This window comes from Psychrobacter sp. (assembly GCF_036731945.1).
In the GTDB taxonomy this organism is placed as follows: domain Bacteria; phylum Pseudomonadota; class Gammaproteobacteria; order Pseudomonadales; family Moraxellaceae; genus Psychrobacter.
Window position 1 is genome coordinate 35760 of the sequence record NZ_DAINDI010000014.1, and the last position, 17257, is coordinate 53016.

Annotated in this window: 15 protein-coding genes and 1 tRNA gene; 7 read left to right on the forward strand and 9 right to left on the reverse strand. The window is 42.4% G+C overall.

Annotated features, from left to right (window positions below; genetic code table 11):
• From V7D75_RS04495 to V7D75_RS04520, 6 genes are all read left to right on the forward strand, one after another.
• Positions 1–599, forward strand: a 599-nt coding sequence (locus V7D75_RS04495) for a phosphate acyltransferase (protein WP_333613581.1), incomplete at its 5' end; no start/stop codon positions are given.
• A gap of 161 nt (positions 600–760) precedes the next feature.
• The gene (locus V7D75_RS04500) at positions 761–1960 is read left to right on the forward strand and encodes a tRNA nucleotidyltransferase (protein ID WP_333613582.1); all 1200 of its coding nucleotides are present in this window, start codon (positions 761–763) and stop codon (positions 1958–1960) included.
• A 182-nt stretch (positions 1961–2142) separates the two neighbouring features.
• Complete coding sequence (locus V7D75_RS04505; protein ID WP_333613583.1) at positions 2143–2955, forward strand: pteridine reductase; 813 nt, start codon at positions 2143–2145, stop codon at positions 2953–2955.
• Between the two features lie 93 nt (positions 2956–3048).
• Positions 3049–3125: transfer RNA gene (locus V7D75_RS04510), tRNA-Ile, on the forward strand.
• 170 nt (positions 3126–3295) lie between these two features.
• Complete coding sequence (locus V7D75_RS04515; RefSeq protein ID WP_333613584.1) at positions 3296–3970, forward strand: hypothetical protein; 675 nt, start codon at positions 3296–3298, stop codon at positions 3968–3970.
• A gap of 50 nt (positions 3971–4020) precedes the next feature.
• A protein-coding gene (locus V7D75_RS04520; protein WP_333613585.1) for an IS5 family transposase occupies positions 4021–4772 on the forward strand; the annotation gives its coding sequence in 2 pieces (ribosomal slippage) (positions 4021–4228 and positions 4228–4772; 753 coding nt in all).
• 131 nt (positions 4773–4903) lie between these two features.
• Here the strand turns inward: V7D75_RS04520 and ppc are convergent.
• The 9 genes from ppc to V7D75_RS04565 all read right to left on the reverse strand — a co-directional run bounded on the left by ppc (position 4904) and on the right by V7D75_RS04565 (position 15897).
• A complete protein-coding gene (gene ppc / locus V7D75_RS04525; protein ID WP_333613586.1) occupies positions 4904–7678 on the reverse strand; it encodes a phosphoenolpyruvate carboxylase in 2775 nt (924 codons plus the stop codon).
• A 166-nt stretch (positions 7679–7844) separates the two neighbouring features.
• Positions 7845–8987, reverse strand: a complete 1143-nt coding sequence (lldD, locus tag V7D75_RS04530) for an FMN-dependent L-lactate dehydrogenase LldD (protein WP_333613587.1) — start codon at positions 8985–8987, stop codon at positions 7845–7847.
• Positions 8988–9240: 253 nt separating this feature from the next.
• Positions 9241–10482, reverse strand: coding sequence for an L-fucose:H+ symporter permease (fucP, locus tag V7D75_RS04535; RefSeq protein WP_333613588.1), 1242 nt, complete (start codon positions 10480–10482; stop codon positions 9241–9243).
• Between the two features lie 42 nt (positions 10483–10524).
• A complete protein-coding gene (locus V7D75_RS04540) occupies positions 10525–10860 on the reverse strand; it encodes an L-rhamnose mutarotase (RefSeq protein WP_333613589.1) in 336 nt (111 codons plus the stop codon).
• Between the two features lie 58 nt (positions 10861–10918).
• Positions 10919–11695 (reverse strand): SDR family oxidoreductase, encoded by a 777-nt coding sequence (locus V7D75_RS04545; protein WP_333613590.1) that lies wholly within the window; start codon positions 11693–11695, stop codon positions 10919–10921.
• A 66-nt stretch (positions 11696–11761) separates the two neighbouring features.
• Positions 11762–12586, reverse strand: a complete 825-nt coding sequence (locus V7D75_RS04550) for an amidohydrolase family protein (protein ID WP_333613591.1) — start codon at positions 12584–12586, stop codon at positions 11762–11764.
• 185 nt (positions 12587–12771) lie between these two features.
• A complete protein-coding gene (locus V7D75_RS04555) occupies positions 12772–14058 on the reverse strand; it encodes an L-fuconate dehydratase (protein WP_333613592.1) in 1287 nt (428 codons plus the stop codon).
• A gap of 149 nt (positions 14059–14207) precedes the next feature.
• Positions 14208–15050: a fumarylacetoacetate hydrolase family protein gene (locus V7D75_RS04560; RefSeq protein ID WP_333613593.1), complete on the reverse strand. Its 843-nt coding sequence runs from the start codon at positions 15048–15050 to the stop codon at positions 14208–14210.
• A 94-nt stretch (positions 15051–15144) separates the two neighbouring features.
• Complete coding sequence (locus tag V7D75_RS04565) at positions 15145–15897, reverse strand: SDR family oxidoreductase (RefSeq protein ID WP_333613594.1); 753 nt, start codon at positions 15895–15897, stop codon at positions 15145–15147.
• Between the two features lie 144 nt (positions 15898–16041).
• Here V7D75_RS04565 and V7D75_RS04570 point away from each other — a divergent pair, with 144 nt between their 5' ends.
• Positions 16042–16764: a FadR/GntR family transcriptional regulator gene (locus tag V7D75_RS04570; RefSeq protein WP_333613595.1), complete on the forward strand. Its 723-nt coding sequence runs from the start codon at positions 16042–16044 to the stop codon at positions 16762–16764.
• Positions 16765–17257 lie beyond the last annotated feature (493 nt).

A 17257-nucleotide genomic window follows, 5' to 3' on the forward strand; every position in this document is an offset into this window, starting at 1 on the left:
ATTTAAAATACGTCAGCAGAGTTATCGACAAAAAAGCAGGTGTCAGCGATTTTTATGCGATGAATGCGGTATTGATGCAAGATCGTAATATCTTTATTGCCGACACTTACATCCATGAAGACCCAACGGCTGAGCAGTTGGCTGAAATGACGGTACTTGCAGCTGATCAATTACGTCGCTTTAACATTACACCGCGTGTGGCCTTGGTTTCGCATTCAAACTTTGGTACCTCAGACCGCGAAAGCGCAGTAAAAATGCGTAAGGTGTATGAGCTACTGACAGAAATGAATGTGGACTTTGACTTCGACGGTGAGATGCAGGGAGATGCGGCACTTGATGAGCATATCCGTGCCAATGACTTACCATCAAGCAACTTAAAAGGCTCAGCGAACTTGCTTATCTTGCCAACGCTTGATTCCGCAAATATTGCTTTTAACTTACTAAAAACGGCAACTGGCAGTGCGTCTATTGGACCTATTTTGCTAGGCGCGAGCAAACCTGTGCATATCCTAACCCCATCAGCGACAGCACGCCGTGTGGTCAATATGACAGCACTTGCAGTTACTGAAGCTCAAGACTTAATTAATGAGCAAAAATAGTCGTTTATCTTATATATAAACCCTTTATTACGACGGTCTTCTAGCGTTCATTTATAGAAACCGTCTGCTATACTAAAACCAGTCAATACTCATGTCAGTGTTGACTGTTTTTTTTTGGCAACCTGTTTTAGTAAATACTGGATAAACACAAAGAGACTATTATGCAAGTATATCTCGTCGGCGGCGCTGTCCGTGACCAATTATTAGGTCGTCCTATCAAAGACAAAGACTTTGTCGTCGTTGGCGCGACGGTCACAGATATGCTGGATGCAGGATTTCAGCAAGTGGGCGCAGACTTTCCAGTGTTTTTGCATCCTATGAGTCATGAAGAGTATGCGCTGGCGCGTACAGAGCGCAAACAAGGGCTGGGCTATCAAGGCTTTAGTGTGCATGCCAGCCCTGATGTGACGTTACGTGAAGACTTACAACGTCGTGACTTGACCGTCAACGCTATGGCAATAGAAATCAAAAGCCTTATGGATGATACGCCGATAAATGGCAACGTTGTCGATTACTATGGCGGTTTGAACGACATTCATAGCAAAACCTTGCGTCATGTATCAAGCGCGTTTAGTGAAGACCCATTACGGGTACTGCGCACCGCCCGTTTTTATGGCCGCTATTATGATTTGGGCTTTAGTATTGCCGATGAAACCTTGCTATTGATGCGTGAGTTGGTGCGCTCAGGCGAGCTTGCGCATTTAAGTAGTGAGCGTATTTGGCAAGAATCGAGCCGTGCTATGATGCAAGTATCGCCGCAGGTATATTGGCAACAGCTGTTTGAGATTGGGGCGTTAACGGAGTATTTTGCTCCGCTACAGCAAGTTTGGAATGATAAACAGTACGGTCAAATACGAGAGATTGTACAAACCGCATTGTATTTCGCCGGTCAAATGCAATTAAATTTATCGCAGCGCTGGGCGTTATTAATGGCAAGTTTAAATACCGATTTATTTACTTTAAACTCTACAGAAACTCTTTCGGTTAATATAGAGGCAGCGGTTAAAGGTATTCATGGGATAGGAAACAGTGCAAAGGTGCCAAAAGCGCATAGCCAGTTTGCCACTTTATTTGTGCAGCAAGCGAAAAACCTTAGCCGCATAGACCAGCTGAGCGCCGCCGAGAAAATCGATCTTATTCAAGCTTGTAGCGCTCATAAAGCGCCCGATAAACTGTCGCAGCTTTTGGTCACCAGTCATATCTTAAAACTGGCCATACAGCACCGCCAAATGATGCTCGCGTTGAATAGCTTTCATGCAATCAGCATGGACGACATAGACCAGAATCTAAAAGGCCCAGCGATAGGCGAAGCATTACGCCAACGTAGAATTGAGCATTTACAAGCACAACCTGTCTTGTAAACAAGCACTTTCAACCAACAATTTATAGTCAGTGCAAAATAAAAGCGACACGTTATAGATTTTTGCGACTGGTATAAATTTTTCTTGCTTGCTGTTATCACAGAGGCTACGAAAAATTCATCCCAGTCGCACTGTATCGATTTTAGAGTAATTCTACTATACATAATAAAAATACCTTTAATATGAACCAAGAATTTAGCTTGAGCCAACCAAAAAATTCTAATGCCTTAGCGCCCGTAATGGTAGTCACTGGTGGTGCTAAGCGTATTGGTGCGGCTATTGTCCGTGCCGCTCATGAGCAAGGCTACCGCGTCATTATTCATTGTCATCATAGTGAGCAAGAAGCCAGTGTCCTAGCGGATGCGCTGAATAACAGTCGCCCTGATAGCGCGGTCGTCATCATCTCAGATTTGGCAGTTGTTAATAATAGTCAGACACTACAGCGATTTACTCAAAATATCATGCAAGCATTTGGGCAACTCGATGTCCTAGTGCATAACGCCTCTCGCTTTTACCCAAGTCCGCTTGGTGATATAAGTCACGCTCAGTGGGATGAATTATTTTTAACCAACGCCAAAGCGCCTTTATTATTAAGCCAAGCCTTATATCCTTATTTAAGGACACAGCAGGGCTGTATTATCAGCCTGCTTGATATCCATGCGCATAACAAACCTTTTAAAGGTTATGCCATCTACAATATGGCAAAGGCGGCGCATCGCATGATGGTACAGTCTCTGGCGCTTGATATGGCGCCAGAGGTACGTGTCAATGGCATCGCTCCTGGCGTGAACATCCTACCAGAAGCAGATAGCGACCAAGCACTTGACCCGCAGCAGCAAAAAAGCATCATCGACTCCATTCCTATGCAGCGGATAGGTAAACCTGAGGAAATCGCCCATAGTGTGCTTTATTTGGCTCGGGCAAGTTATGTGACTGGTGAAATAATTGCCGTCGATGGTGGTCGTAGCTTGACATTGGCTGGCAGTAGTGTTTGAAAATGAAAACAGGGGCTTTTTGAATAATATCTGTCTGACAGGCCATCTTTTACTTGAAAATTTCAAAAAATCAGGTATCATTGTGCGTCTAAAGGGCCCATAGCTCAGTTGGTTAGAGCAGAGGACTCATAATCCTTTGGTCGTAGGTTCAAGTCCTACTGGGCCCACCAAATTTAAACCCTTACAGTCATTGACTTGTAAGGGTTTTTTATTGTCTAAAGTTTATGTGAGTGCATGGATGTAATTAATTTTTTGATACTATCTTGATACTTTGACCCTTATAATAATTAAAGTATGATAACTACTAACACTAGGGCTTGTACTGCTGCATGGGTGATATATGAAAGTTAAACTTACCAAAAAATTTATTGATTCAGTAGACTATACCGCTAAAGGTACTGATATCTATATGGATGATGTATTGACTGGATTTGCGCTACGTGTAGGCAAGCAGTCAAAGCGCTATACATTGCATAAGCGCATCAATGGAAAGCTGTACAGAGACGAAGTAGAAGAAACGCACTTGATTACGCTAACCGAAGCGCGTGAAAAAGCCAGCATAATGATGGCAAATATAAAAAAAGGTATGCATGTTTATGACGGGCTTCATGAAATCTTGAAAGACACTAAAGATAAGACCAATAATGTACCAACACTGAGAGATGCATATACCTACTTTAAATCAGCAAAGACTAGCTTGGCTGAAGGCACTATTGACACTTATGATCGTCAAATACTAAACAAGCTAGATGATTGGCTAGATATATCTTTAAATGATATATCTAAGTCAATGATAAGTGATAAGCATAAAGAGATAAGCAAGCATAGTAAAGCTCAGGCTAATGCAACTATGAGAGCTCTAAGGTCAGTTTGGAATTATTGTCGTGATAGCTTTTTAGATGATAACGAAGACTTTTTAATTAAAGAGCAACCAGTACGCATACTTAACGCCAAGAAAGATTGGAATATAGTTAAGCCGCGTACTAGCGCATGTCTTCAATTGGATAAGCGATAAATAATAGTTACAATACCGCATCTATTGAGACGATGCGAGAAATACAAGTTATGGCAAGAACCGCACTAACAGATACGCTTTGGGATCAATTGCAATCAACGATGACACAGCATGGCTGCTATCAAACTCAAAACAGTCGAGAGGTCATGGAAGCCATACTGTGGAAACTACGCACAGGCGCCCCTTGGCGTGACATACCTAAAGAATTGTGTTCTTGGAAAACCGCTTATAGTCGCTTTAATCGATGGTCGAAAACTGGCTTATGGGAGGATTTTTTTTTAGCTTACGCAAAGAAATTGATACGGAATGGGTATTCACAGACGGAAGCTATGTTCGCTGTCACCAGCATGCAAGTGGAGCTCGGCGTGGTGAAGATCGAGCAATTGGACGAAGCCGTGGCGGCGCAACTACAAAGATACACTTATCCTGTGATGCCGATGGATATCCGCTCCATTTTAAAATCACTGGGGGTGACGTCCACGGCAGTCAAGTTGCAGGTGAATTAATTGAGATGATTGGACAAGCTGATTACTTCATCGCTGATAAAGGTTATGATTCACAAGCGATCAGGGATAAAGCTTGCATGCATGACATGATTCCTATCATTCCCAAAAGAAGCAATGCTAAACAGCCTAATCCAGAGTTTGATAGCTATTTGTACAAGCTGCGTCATCTTGTTGAAAATATGTTTGCAAGGCTTAAACATTTTCGTAGTATCGCTACTCGCTATGAGAAGTTAGCTCGCAATTTTAAGTCAATGCTCTATCTGGCGTGTACTATCGTTCATTGTAAGATGAATTGAGGACATGCCCTAGCATAGCGCAGACATCTAAATTAGTTACCCTCTACACCTCCTCAACCTTCTTAAGTTAATTAAAAGAAGTAAATGTATTTAGGTTATAATTTAAATATCTGAACGTAATTCTCTAGAAATTACCCCGTATTTCGCAAACCGGCTGCCAAGGCATTGATACTACGTATTAATGGATCTTCAACAGCAGTACTACCGTCATTATCTGCAGTATCCTTTTGTCTGGCACGTTTTAACAACTCGATTTGTATATAATTAATCGGATCTAAATAGGCGTTTCGCCACTGCAATGACGCGGCAAGGTTTTGCTGATGCGCTAATAACGATGTCTGGTTAAGCAAAGAATTTAAACCTGAAAATGTCAGCTCGTGCTCATCGATTACCGCTTGCATAATCTTTTCACGTAATCCCTCATCTTCACATAACTGACTATAAGCCTGAGCAATGCTCATCTCAGACTTGGTAAACGCCATTTCAATATTGCTAATAAATACGTTAAAAAATGGCCAGCAGCTGTTCATCTCTTTCATTAAACCTTCGTCTTCTTTAACGCTATGAAGAGCACTACCTACGCCATACCAAGCAGGTAAAGTAAAGCGTGCTAAAGACCAACCGAATACCCAAGGGATCGCACGTAAGGTTGTTTTACTTGGCAGCCCCTTGTTACGGTGCGCTGGGCGCGAGCCGATATTTAATAAAGAGATTTCTTGCACAGGGGTCACCTGTGAATAGAACTGATAGAACCCTTCGGTATGGTCCGTCAGCTGACGATAACTTTGTTCACCAGCATCTGCTAAACGCGCAAAGATTGCTTCATAATTTGGTAGTTCAGGCGGTTGCACCACAAATCGTGTCGAGCACGCTTTAAGCGTACCAGTGATGCCCATGGTTAGCTCAAATACAGCGGTATCAGTGTTGGCGTATTTGGCATAAAGGACTTCGCCCTGCTCGGTTACTTTAATTTCTCCATGCAACGTCCCTGCGGGCTGAGCAGCAATTGCATTATGCGTAGAGCCACCGCCACGACTGACAGAGCCACCGCGGCCATGAAACAGGCGTGTTTTGATACCATATTCAGCAGCAATACGGTTAATGGTTTGCTGTGCAATATACAGCTGCCATGCAGAAGTAATAATGCCGCCATCTTTTGATGAATCTGAGTAGCCTAACATGATTTCTTGGGTATTATCTGAGTGCGCAAGCAACCCTCGATATAGTGGGTTGTCCAACACGGCAGGTAATATCTTATCAATATCTTTAAGATCTTCGATGGTTTCAAACAAGGGGGCGATTGGTAAGTCAGCAGACAGCTGACCTGCATCATCAACCCTGCATAAGCCTGCAAAACGCATCAGCAGTAAGACTTCTAATAACTGACTGGCATTATTGGTCATTGAAATGACATAACTGCCGAAAGTATCTTTTCCGACCAGTTTACGTAATGTTGCCACAGAGTTCATCAATGCCAATTGTTCACGTGTTTTATCAGTCAAGTTATCGGTATAAATGAGCGGTGTACCTGGTTTCTCAAGCAAACGGGTCAACCACTCTTGGCGCTCGGTTTCACCTAGCGTCTGATAGTCTGGTAGGTTCGAGGCATTTGCGAAAATATCGGCGATCACATCGCTATGATAAGACGACTCTTGGCGGATATCGAGCGCTGCTAGATGAAAGCCGCAGGTTTTGACCAGACGAATCGTATCGAGTAATAAGCCTTCGCCATGTGCTTTGTCATGAGTATTGACACTTTTTCGAATGATGCGTAAATCTTCTAACAGCTCTTGTGAGTTAGCGTAAGCATCATGTGCGGCGTCGAGGTCTGTACCTTTACTTTGAATATGACGATTGGTCGCTTTTATTTTGGCAAGGATAATCGATAACAATCTGCGGTACGGCTCATTGTTGTAATCGTCAGGATTATAATAGAATACTTTTTGCTCGAGAGTGGCATACTCCTTTATACGAGCATAAACGTCTGGCGCAATCTTAATAATCGTATCGCTGTGAATGAGTTCACGGCGCAGTTTTTTTAGCAGCACTTGATAATGACGTAGCACAGTATCGGCATGCATCAATACGGCCATTTCTGTGGTGTCATGAGTGACAAAGGGATTACCATCTCGGTCACCACCGATCCAAGAACCAAAGCTCATGAACGCAGGTAAAGAGTAGTCTGTTAGCTCAGGATAAACCTCAACAATCGCGTCTTTAATATTACGGTAAACCTTGGGAATGGCATTGAATAAACTGGCATTAAAATAATGCAGACCATTATTGATTTCGTCATAGACTAAAGGTTTACGCGTACGCACTTCATCAGATGACCATAACAGATCAATAGTTTGAGCCGTTTTCTCTTTCGCTTTTTCGTAGGCAAAACTGTCTTCTGTAAGATTGTTTAAAGCTTCACTGTGCGTAAATAGACTTTGCAGTAGATTCATTGTCGTACGGCGGCGTGCTTCGGTAGGATGCGCGGTAAAGACTGGCATAAACCTCAGCTGCTCAATCAGCTCTTGCATTTGGGCAGGTTCAATATTGCGTTCGCGACATTCAAGTAGTGTACGACGAAACGATCCTTCCCAGCTTTGATCGGATTGCATACGCAAGGCATGACGCTGCTCTCGTAAGTAATTCTCTTCACTTAAATTTGCTAAGAAGAAATATATAGAAAAACTACGTATGACGTTTTTTAAGGTTTGATTATCTAGTGAGGCTATGAAGTCGATAAGTTGTCGCTTGTTCGCTTCATTAGGCTCACGGCGTTGTTGAATAAAACCTTTGCGCAGCGTTTCAATCGTCTCGAGCGTCTGTTCGCCAGTTTGGCGAGAAATTGCATTACCCAGAAATAATCCTAATAAGCTGATGCGCTCACGTAATACGTCGTTATCGATAGTCATCCTTAACCTTCTCGTTAAATTAGTGGGTGAAATAGTCGTGTGGTTTTAAGAGTAATTATTCTATGGCAAGCCACTTAACATGTTTATGTGGTTCTTGAAGCTCTCGGTAATCATCATTCAAGACAATAAGCTGATTTCATATATTTATAGGCTCTGCACGCTCGGTTTAATTACTCAGTTTGACCAAACAGTCTGGGTTAATATCAGAAATAGTTTTGGCGCCAGTCAAGGTCATCGCGACGCGTATTTCTTTATCTATCAGCTCTAGCAGATTACTTACTCCTGCACCGCCATCCGCCGCTAAAGCATATATAAATGCGCGTCCTAGCATGCAGACATCAGCCCCTAAAGCCAACATACGTACGACGTCTAAGCCACTGCGTATGCCAGAGTCTACTAAAATTTTAATCTCTCCTTTGACGGCATCGGCAATAGAAGGCAGAGCACGCGCACTTGATAAAACACCATCCAACTGTCGTCCACCATGATTGGACACAACTATACCGTCTGCACCAAAACGTACAGCGTCTTTGGCATCTTCTGGGTCCAAAATACCTTTGATGACCATAGGCCCATCCCAGTATTCACGAATCCAATCTAAATCTTTCCAAGAAATAGAGGGATCAAAATTATTACCTAGCCAGCCTATATAGTCCTCTAGCCCTGTAGGCTTACCTAAATAAGTAGAAATATTACCCAAATCATGCGGTCGACCTTGCAAGCCCACATCCCAAGCCCATTGTGGATGCGTCACAGACTGTAAGTAACGGCGTATAGCTGAATTTTTACCACTCATACCAGAGTGCGCATCGCGGTAGCGTGCCCCTGGTACTGGCATATCTACCGTAAAGACCAATGTCGAACACCCCACAGCTTTTGCACGCTCCAGAGCATTTCGCATAAAGCCTCGATCCTTTAATACATAAAGCTGAAACCACATCGGACGGTTGATTTTAGGTACCACTTCCTCAATCGGACAAACAGAAACCGTTGACATTGTAAACGGAATGCCTTTTTGATCGGCTGCTATAGCGGCCTGTACTTCTCCGCGGCGGGCATACATGCCCGTCAAACCAACGGGTGATAACGCTACAGGCATAGACAGTGTTTCGTTAAATAACTGCGTCTCTAAGCTCAGTTGTGACATATCATTGAGTACACGTTGCCTAAGAGCAATCTGTGATAAATCTTCAGTATTACGTTTTAAGGTATATTCATCATAAGCACCGCCATCTATATAATGAAACAAGAATGGTGGCAGTCGGCGCTTGGCAGCAGCTCTATAGTCATTTGCAGATGAAATAATCATACGTTTGCCCTTTTGTATTCTATTCAATCTCTAGGTAAATTCTGGAAACTCAAATTGTGAGATGTATTTTTGCACAAATATTTTTAATTTAATAAGCGATAAAGCCAATGCACACTAAATCTGATACATGGCGCAAAACACTAGTATAAATTACTTTCTGAAAATCGTAGTAGACTCATAGCAGAAGTAAGTTTATGCCAGTGATTATGCAGCAAATATATATATAAAGTGGATTGCCTGTATATACGCCACTTTAATTAACTACAGTTTCTGCTTTAACTAATGCTGTATTTTTATAGCTAAAGGCATAAGCTAACACTATAAGGAAACAAACTAATGGCAAGACATAAGCAATATTAGTCCCAAAATGATCAGCCATTTTACCCATAAAGTATGGCATCACAGCACCACCTACAATTGCCATAATCATAAACGAACTGCCAATCTTAGTTTTAGAGCCTAGATTTTTCACGCCCATTGCAAAAATGGTTGGAAACATGCTCGACATAAAGAAGAAAACTGCGATTGCAGCAATGACGGCAATATAGTCAGCGCCTGAAAGAATCACACCACAGAGTACTGTATTAATAATGGCGTAGATCATCAACAGTTTGTTTGCCGCAATTTTAGACATCAATGCAGTGCTTACGAAGCGTCCAATTAAAAATGCAAGCATCGCAATGGACAAAAAGTAAGCACCTTGCTGGCTCGAACTTTGAGGCCACGTTTCTACCATCAGGTTAATGAAGAATGCACCCACACCAACTTGTGCTGCCACGTAGAAAAACAGCGTAATAACACCAAATTTAAATTCGCTATGTGACCACAATGAAGCGCTATTATTTCCAATGTTAGCTGCATCGTGTTTCGCTTCGTTTTCACGTAAGTCCGGTAGTTTGGCTTTGGCAAAAAATGCAATTAGCACAATAACAACAAGCGCAATGCCAACATAGGTATAGGTTACCGCAGTAAAATCGCCTGAAGCTGCTTTACCGCTTTCGCTAAAAAAGAATAAACCGCCAATTAAGGGACCAAAAAACTGGCCAAGACCATTGAATGACTGAGACAAGTTCAGACGCTGTTCTGCGGTTGCAGGATCACCCAGTGCAGCCGAATATGGGTTGGCTGCCGTTTCTAGACAGCCCAAGCCTAAAGCCAGTACAAATAATGCAAATAGAAAAAAACCGAAAGTTAACTGCATGGCTGCCGGTACGAATAGCAAAGCACCAATAGCATATAAGGATAAGCCTAAAAGAATACCAGCTTTATAGCCTTTTCTATCGATAAACAAACCTGCAGGTAGGGCAATGACAAAATAGGCGCCAAAATAGGCGGCCTGAATTAAGCCTGACTGCGCTTTAGTAATGTGTAACGCTTCCTGAAAATGCTTATTTAAAACATCGACTAAACCATATGATAGGCCCCACATAAAAAACAGTGTAGTGACCAAGATAAAGCCCAATCGGAATTGTGGTTCCGTTATTTTTGCCTTCATGTGTTGCATCCTTGTAGATTGTTACGTCCTTGTAGTTTTGATTTATGGGTTTAAATCAAATATTTTTTTCATCTCTATCCATTTTTCATCTGCTGTAGCGCTTGGTAATGGCTGCTGAAACTGAGACATCAATATCTCCCATTCCACATTTTTCGGCTCAGACAGCGCAATCTTGTTGGCTACAGCTGGATCATAATCATCTCGAGTGTCCATAATCATAAAAAGGCGGTTTTCTATTTGCCAAATTTGCATATCTAGCACACCGCGCTGCTTAATATTGCTAGCAATTTCAGGCCAAATATTTTGGTGAAAATGCTGGTATTGCTTTATTTTTTCCACATTCTTGATGAGATCAAGCGCTAAACAATAGCGTTTCATTTAAGCTCTCCTGCTTAAGGTTTTCTAGAGATATTAATTCATGGCCAAGTACGTTTAATTAAGTCAATGCTCGATCTAAGTGGGTATAACCGCCATCTACAAATAGCAATTGACCGGTGGTATGCGACGAGCGCTCTGACAATAAAAATACTGTAGTATCTGCGATTTCTTGATCGGTAGTCATACGATGACCAAAGGGGATATTTTTGGTAATTTGATCCAGTTTTTCTTGCGGATGATCAAAGCTATCAATCCAACGCTGATAAAGCGGTGTCATGACTTCTGCTGGTAATACGGCATTCACGCGCACACCATCATTGCGATACTGCGCCGCCCACTCTCGAGTTAGCGCCAAACGCCCCCCGTTAGATGCTGCATAACCACTGGTATGTCCTTGACCAGTTACCGCCACTTTAGAACCGATATTCACGATACTGCCCTTACTGTCTTTGAGGTGAGCAATGCAGTAATGCGCCATAACAAAGTAGTGAATTAGATTTTTATCTAGCGACTGTTTAAAAGCTTCTACACCATCTTCCAGGCCCACATTATCATTGACACCAGCGTTGTTGACTAAGCCATCAAGGCGACCATACTTCTCAACCACTAACGCCACTTCTCGCTTGCACGCCTGTTCATGCTGCAAGTCCAGCTTATGGAAGGAGTAGACAGCTTGCTGTTCCTCTAGTGCTTCGATAAACGCCGGTTTTAAGTCTGAACGCCCAAAGATAGCCACTACAGCCCCTTCTTGCGCCAACGACAAACTGATAGCGCCGCCAATACCTGCGCCGCCACCCGTCACGATAAATACTTTATTCTTTAGTTTTAAATCCATTTAAACGTACTCCTGATTTTGTTTGTTATTGCTGTCTCGAATTCACCTAAACTTACCTATATATCTTTACAATTTATACAGGCGCTGAGCGGTACCACTCTCAACTTGTAAACGCTCTGAGTCACTCCACTGCCGCGACCACTGTTGCCAAAAATCCATCAATTGCGTATAAGAATGTGTAGCATAAGACACGGGCCAGTCTGAGCCCCAAACCAAGCGCTCTGGACCAAAAAGCTCTAACGCCATATCGAGATGGGTTTGGAAATCTTCCGCCTTACAGTTGGGACCACCTTCAGTGACTAAGCCGGAGATTTTTAAATTGACATGCTTTAATGGCACAAGGCGTTGCATCATTTTGATCCAACACTCAAAACCGGCTTTGCTATACATCTGCGGTTTGGCTAGATGATCCACCACCAGCTCATAGCGGTCATGACGTTGGCAAAATTGTACAGCTGCATCAAGATCTTTTTGATGGATTAGCACACCGTATAACAATTCTGCCTGCTGGATTTTTTCAACGCCTGCGTTAAACCTTTTATGATGGGTCATATACGCACTGGGGTTTTTTTCGTCCTGTAGCATATGGCGAAAGCCTTTCATCTTTGAATTGCGCTTAAATACCTCCAACTGCTTTTCGGCATCCTTTTCAAAATCAAACCAACCAACGATCCCTTTGATCAACTCATGTTGCTGGGCAAGGTCATTGAGGTAGTCGTTTTCTGCTGCGCATGGTCTTGCTTGCACTGCGATAATACCGTCGATATTTTCGGTAAGTTGAGGGCATAAATCCTTTGGTAGCATATCCTTTGCAATGGGTGCTAAATCCCCCTGAATCCAAGGAAAATCATCCGCAGAATACTGCCAAAAATGTAAATGGCTGTCGATCACGCAACACTCCTTGTTAACGGCTTTTTATATGTCTGATAATCTCGTCTGAGCAATCATAAAAGTATCAATTCAAGAAAACCTCATTGCAATCTTTGCTTTAAAACTTCCTTGACTATTCGCATACCAGTGATCCTGTGACATGAATCGCTTTAAATCCTCTTAAAGCGATTAGACTTGTCTTTCATTTATACCTGTTCTTTGCGAAATAAATACTGTTGAATGGAAGCAGGCTTCATTTCAATTGAGAAGCCTGGCAGCTGTGGTGGCATATAGGCGGCATTTTCAATGACACACGGTTCAATAAAGTGTTCATGTAAATGATCGACAAATTCTGTGACACGGTCATCTTTCTTGGCAGAGAACCATAAATAATCAATCATGGATAAATGCTGAACATATTCGCACAAGCCCACACCACCGGCATGTGGACACACTTTCAACTTATATTTTGCGGCCATTAATAACACAGCCATCACTTCATTAATACCACCCATACGGCAGGCATCAATCTGCACTACATCGATGGCTTCCCGCATAATGAACTGCTTGAACATAATGCGGTTTTGACACATCTCACCTGTGGCCACTTCAATGGGTGCTATGGCCTGACGGATAGCGCGGTGTGCCTCTACATCGTCTGGAGAGGTAGGCTCTTCAATAAACCAAGGATTGGCAAACGCCAATTTCTGCATCCAGTCAATGGCTTCTTGACGTTCCCAAATCTGATTAGCATCGACCATCAAGTGGCGGTCTGGGCCCATAATTTCACGGGCAATACTCACGCGGCGAATATCTTCTGCCACATCACGGCCGACTTTTAACTTAATGTAATTAAAGCCTTCGTCTATCGCTTCTTGACACAGACGGGCTAGCTTTTCATCGCTATAACCCAACCAGCCTGCAGAAGTGGTATAACAGGGATAGCCTTCTTGCAGCAGCGTTTGCTCACGCTGATCTTTAGAGGGGGCATTCGTTTTTAATAAGGTCAGCGCTTCATCAGGGGTAATACAGTCGGTGATATAACTGAAATCAATACATTCCACTACTTGTTCAGGGGTCATGTCAGCTACCAGCTTCCACACCGGCTTACCTTCACTTTTGGCCCATAAGTCCCAAATGGCATTGACCACTGCGCCGGTTGCCAAATGCATTGCGCCCTTGTCCGGACCAATCCAACGCAGTTGGCTGTCTGATGTCAAATGACGCCACATTAAGGCTGGGTTTTGTTTAATTTCATCGATATCTAAGCCGACGACTAGGTGACGCATCGCTTCGATAGCCGTACAGCAAATCTCATTGCCACGGCCAATAGTAAAGGTCAGGCCATGACCGGACAGCGCCTCATCGTCTGTTTTTAAAATGACGTAAGCGGCAGAGTAATCTGGATCAGGATTCATAGCATCCGAGCCATCTAGGTGTTGCGATGTAGGGAATCTAATGTCTAAGACTTCAAGATCTGTAATTTTAAGCATGATAAAAATCCATTTTTAACGTCATTTTTGGCGAGTAGCATCGATAATTAACATCGACAAGTCATATTTTTTGCAAACAAAGCCTCCTCATGCATCGATTACCATGCAAGTGAAAAACAGGAGGCTAGATTTAAATTACGGAATGATAGTTATTGGGCAGCAATCACGTTTTGATGCTGCTCGCCCAACCCTTCAATACCAAGGCGCATCACTTGTCCGGGCTTGAGATAAACGGGTGGAGTCTGCCCTAGGCCGACACCTGGCGGAGTGCCTGTCGAAATCACATCACCGGCTTGTAGGCACATGAATTGGCTGAGATAGCTAACGATGGTTGGGACATCAAAAATCATAGTATTGGTATTACCGTCTTGATAACGGTGACCGTCTACTTCCAACCATATTTTTAAATTATGAGGATTTTTTATTTCATCTTTGGTCACTAACCAAGGACCGGTTGGACCAAAAGTAGGACAGCCCTTGCCTTTGTCCCAAGTGCCTGTACCTTCAAGCTGAAAAGCTCGCTCAGATACATCGTTAATGACGCAATAACCCGCTACGTGGTCCATAGCTTTTTCTTTATCAATATAACTGCCGTCCTTACCAATGACTATACCGAGTTCAACTTCCCAATCGGTTTTGAGCGAGTTACGCGGAATCACGATATCATCGTTTGGTCCAACCACTGCGCTGGTCCATTTATTAAATACGACTGGCTCGTCTGGCACTTCCGCGCCCGTTTCAGCAGCATGATCTGAATAATTCAGACCGATACAGATAAACTTACCGATATTATTCACACACGCGCCTATCCGTACATCGGCGTCTACTTTCGGCAATGTACTGAGATCTAAAGAACGAATTTTATCCAGCTCAGTGGCTAGTACCGGACCATGAATATCGCTGACTACGGCAGATAGATCACGAATATTTCCATCCTGATCCAAGATGCCTGGTTTTTCTTGTCCCTTTACACCAAATCTTAAAAGTTTCATTGCTAACTCCTTGAGCATCTGATATTTATTGAATAGCTTTGATAGATTATTCTCTCTGCTATCGACTTAATTTTTTACTTTGTCGAATAAATTTTTAATTCGACCAGCCACCGTCAATCATATTGATCGTGCCTGTGGTAAATGCAGATTCATCGCTGGCTAAGAACAGTGCCAAAGCAGCAATCTCTTCTGCTTTGCCGACCCGGCCCATTGGCTGACGCGCCACAAACTGCTGGTAAACTTCGTCTACAGTTTTATTTTGCTCTTTTGCTTGCGCCTCAATACGTTGATGCAGAGATGGGGAATCGACTGTGCCTGGACAGATAGCGTTGCAACGTATACCTTGAAGAATATAGTCAGCAGCAATGGCCTTGGTCATCCCTAAAACAGCCGCTTTGGTTACGCTATAGGAAAAGCGGTTTGGTACGCCTTTTATGCTCGATGCTGCAGAAGACATATTAATTATTGAAGCATTACCCTTTTTGAGCATCGTCGGTAGAAACGCGGAAATCATGTGGTACATCGAGTCCACATTAATCTTAAAGGCACGGTCCCACTGCTCTTGGTCGCATTCTAAAATTGAGCCTGCAGGTACCCAGCCTGCACAGTTGAACAACACATCTACATTCTGATATTTGTTTGCAAATTCGATGATTTGATCATTATTTGTAACATCTAGATATTTAACTGTAATGTTGTCAGACTGTGCTTTCAGCTCATTAAGCAGTTCTTGGTTAATATCCGTAGCAATTACATGCGCACCTTCACGTGCGAACGCCAATGCTGTTGCCTTACCAATACCCTGAGCAGCTGCTGTGATGACACAAGTTTTATTTATTAATCTCATTTTTCTTCCCTGATTTTTTACTTTATAATAAACTAAGTTTAAAATTGAGCAGACCAATAAGCGGTCCAACCAATATTTGGTCCAACCAATTTACGACGTTTTTAATAGATTGGCAAGACCAATTTTTAATTAAAGTTGAAATTTATGCAAAAGACTCGTATTTATCAAAATATTTTTAATAAAATTCAAGATGATATTAAAGCTGGAGTTTATGAGATTGGATCTAAGCTTCCACCTGAAAGAGATTTAGCGCTGCAACTAGGAGTTAGCCGTACCTCAGTTCGAGAAGCTATGATTGCTTTGGAGGTTAATGGTATTGTTGAAGTGAAATTAGGAAGTGGTGTATATGTCATCAATGATCATCAAGATTCCGCCAACTCACAAACAGGATTTAACACAACAGTACATCCGTTACTGATGCCCTACTTACAAGAAGATGCAGTGATTACGCCCTTTGAAATACTGGAATCTCGACTACTGATTGAGCCTTATTTAGCAGAATGCGCCGCTAATAACCGTACAGATAAACAATTAGAAGATATTAAAGAAGCTTTTTTGATGAATATTAGGGATAACTTAGAGCATTCTACTGAGCATATTGGTGACCGTTTATTTCATATCCGTATTGCTGAATCTAGTCAAAATGATGCCTGCGCTTTTTTCCTGACTTTCTTACTTAGTAAACACTACACAGAATTTTTCAGTCGTATGCGCAGTTTGTACACTCCCGAAGATATGCCCCTACGCTCACAGTTGGAACATCAAGAAATCATGACAGCCATTCAAGATCAGGATGCTAAAGCAGCCCACGATGCGATGAAGAAACATCTACAGAATGTAATACGTATATTCGAAAATTCTCAATAGACCATCACGACAATATTGCAGTTTTTTTTGTTGGAGTTAGACGACTTTGCCTGACGGGATTAAACTCTCATAATACTAATTTTTAAACTCAAATGGCGACACATAGACAATTGCATTACACAGACACCTTTAATTGAACCACTCCACCCATTCAGGCATGGTTAACTCAATATCGTTAACACCAGCCGGGTACTCAATATCTCAAAATAATAAGTAGCCTAACAGGCTGGCTCGCAACTAAACAATTAAGCTTATAGAACTGATAGGACTAATTAGTCAAAAATTAAATAAGCACAATTATAAGCGCTGTGATTAAGCATTTAGAACACATCACAATACCCCTAGAATAGGATTTATAATTAATGCATTTGATACAGTAGTAGCAGACTGTGATTATATTAAAAAAGCATGTGCTAAAACTGCAAGCTACTTGGACCTTAGAGACCATCCCACATTCTGTGTAACTGCCGTTTAGATTAAATGCCTGCTTATA

Excerpts from the sequence above, each read along its gene's own strand:
- V7D75_RS04505 (WP_333613583.1), top strand. The coding sequence starts at position 2,143 with ATGAACCAAGAATTTAGCTTGAGCCAACCAAAAAATTCTAATGCCTTA.
- V7D75_RS04515 (WP_333613584.1), top strand. The coding sequence starts at position 3,296 with ATGAAAGTTAAACTTACCAAAAAATTTATTGATTCAGTAGACTATACC.
- V7D75_RS04560 (WP_333613593.1), bottom strand. The coding sequence starts at position 15,050 with ATGAAACTTTTAAGATTTGGTGTAAAGGGACAAGAAAAACCAGGCATC.
- V7D75_RS04555 (WP_333613592.1), bottom strand. The coding sequence starts at position 14,058 with ATGCTTAAAATTACAGATCTTGAAGTCTTAGACATTAGATTCCCTACA.
- V7D75_RS04500 (WP_333613582.1), top strand. The coding sequence starts at position 761 with ATGCAAGTATATCTCGTCGGCGGCGCTGTCCGTGACCAATTATTAGGT.
- fucP (WP_333613588.1), bottom strand. The coding sequence starts at position 10,482 with ATGAAGGCAAAAATAACGGAACCACAATTCCGATTGGGCTTTATCTTG.
- V7D75_RS04570 (WP_333613595.1), top strand. The coding sequence starts at position 16,042 with ATGCAAAAGACTCGTATTTATCAAAATATTTTTAATAAAATTCAAGAT.
- V7D75_RS04545 (WP_333613590.1), bottom strand. The coding sequence starts at position 11,695 with ATGGATTTAAAACTAAAGAATAAAGTATTTATCGTGACGGGTGGCGGC.
- V7D75_RS04565 (WP_333613594.1), bottom strand. The coding sequence starts at position 15,897 with ATGAGATTAATAAATAAAACTTGTGTCATCACAGCAGCTGCTCAGGGT.
- V7D75_RS04540 (WP_333613589.1), bottom strand. The coding sequence starts at position 10,860 with ATGAAACGCTATTGTTTAGCGCTTGATCTCATCAAGAATGTGGAAAAA.
- ppc (WP_333613586.1), bottom strand. The coding sequence starts at position 7,678 with ATGACTATCGATAACGACGTATTACGTGAGCGCATCAGCTTATTAGGA.
- lldD (WP_333613587.1), bottom strand. The coding sequence starts at position 8,987 with ATGATTATTTCATCTGCAAATGACTATAGAGCTGCTGCCAAGCGCCGA.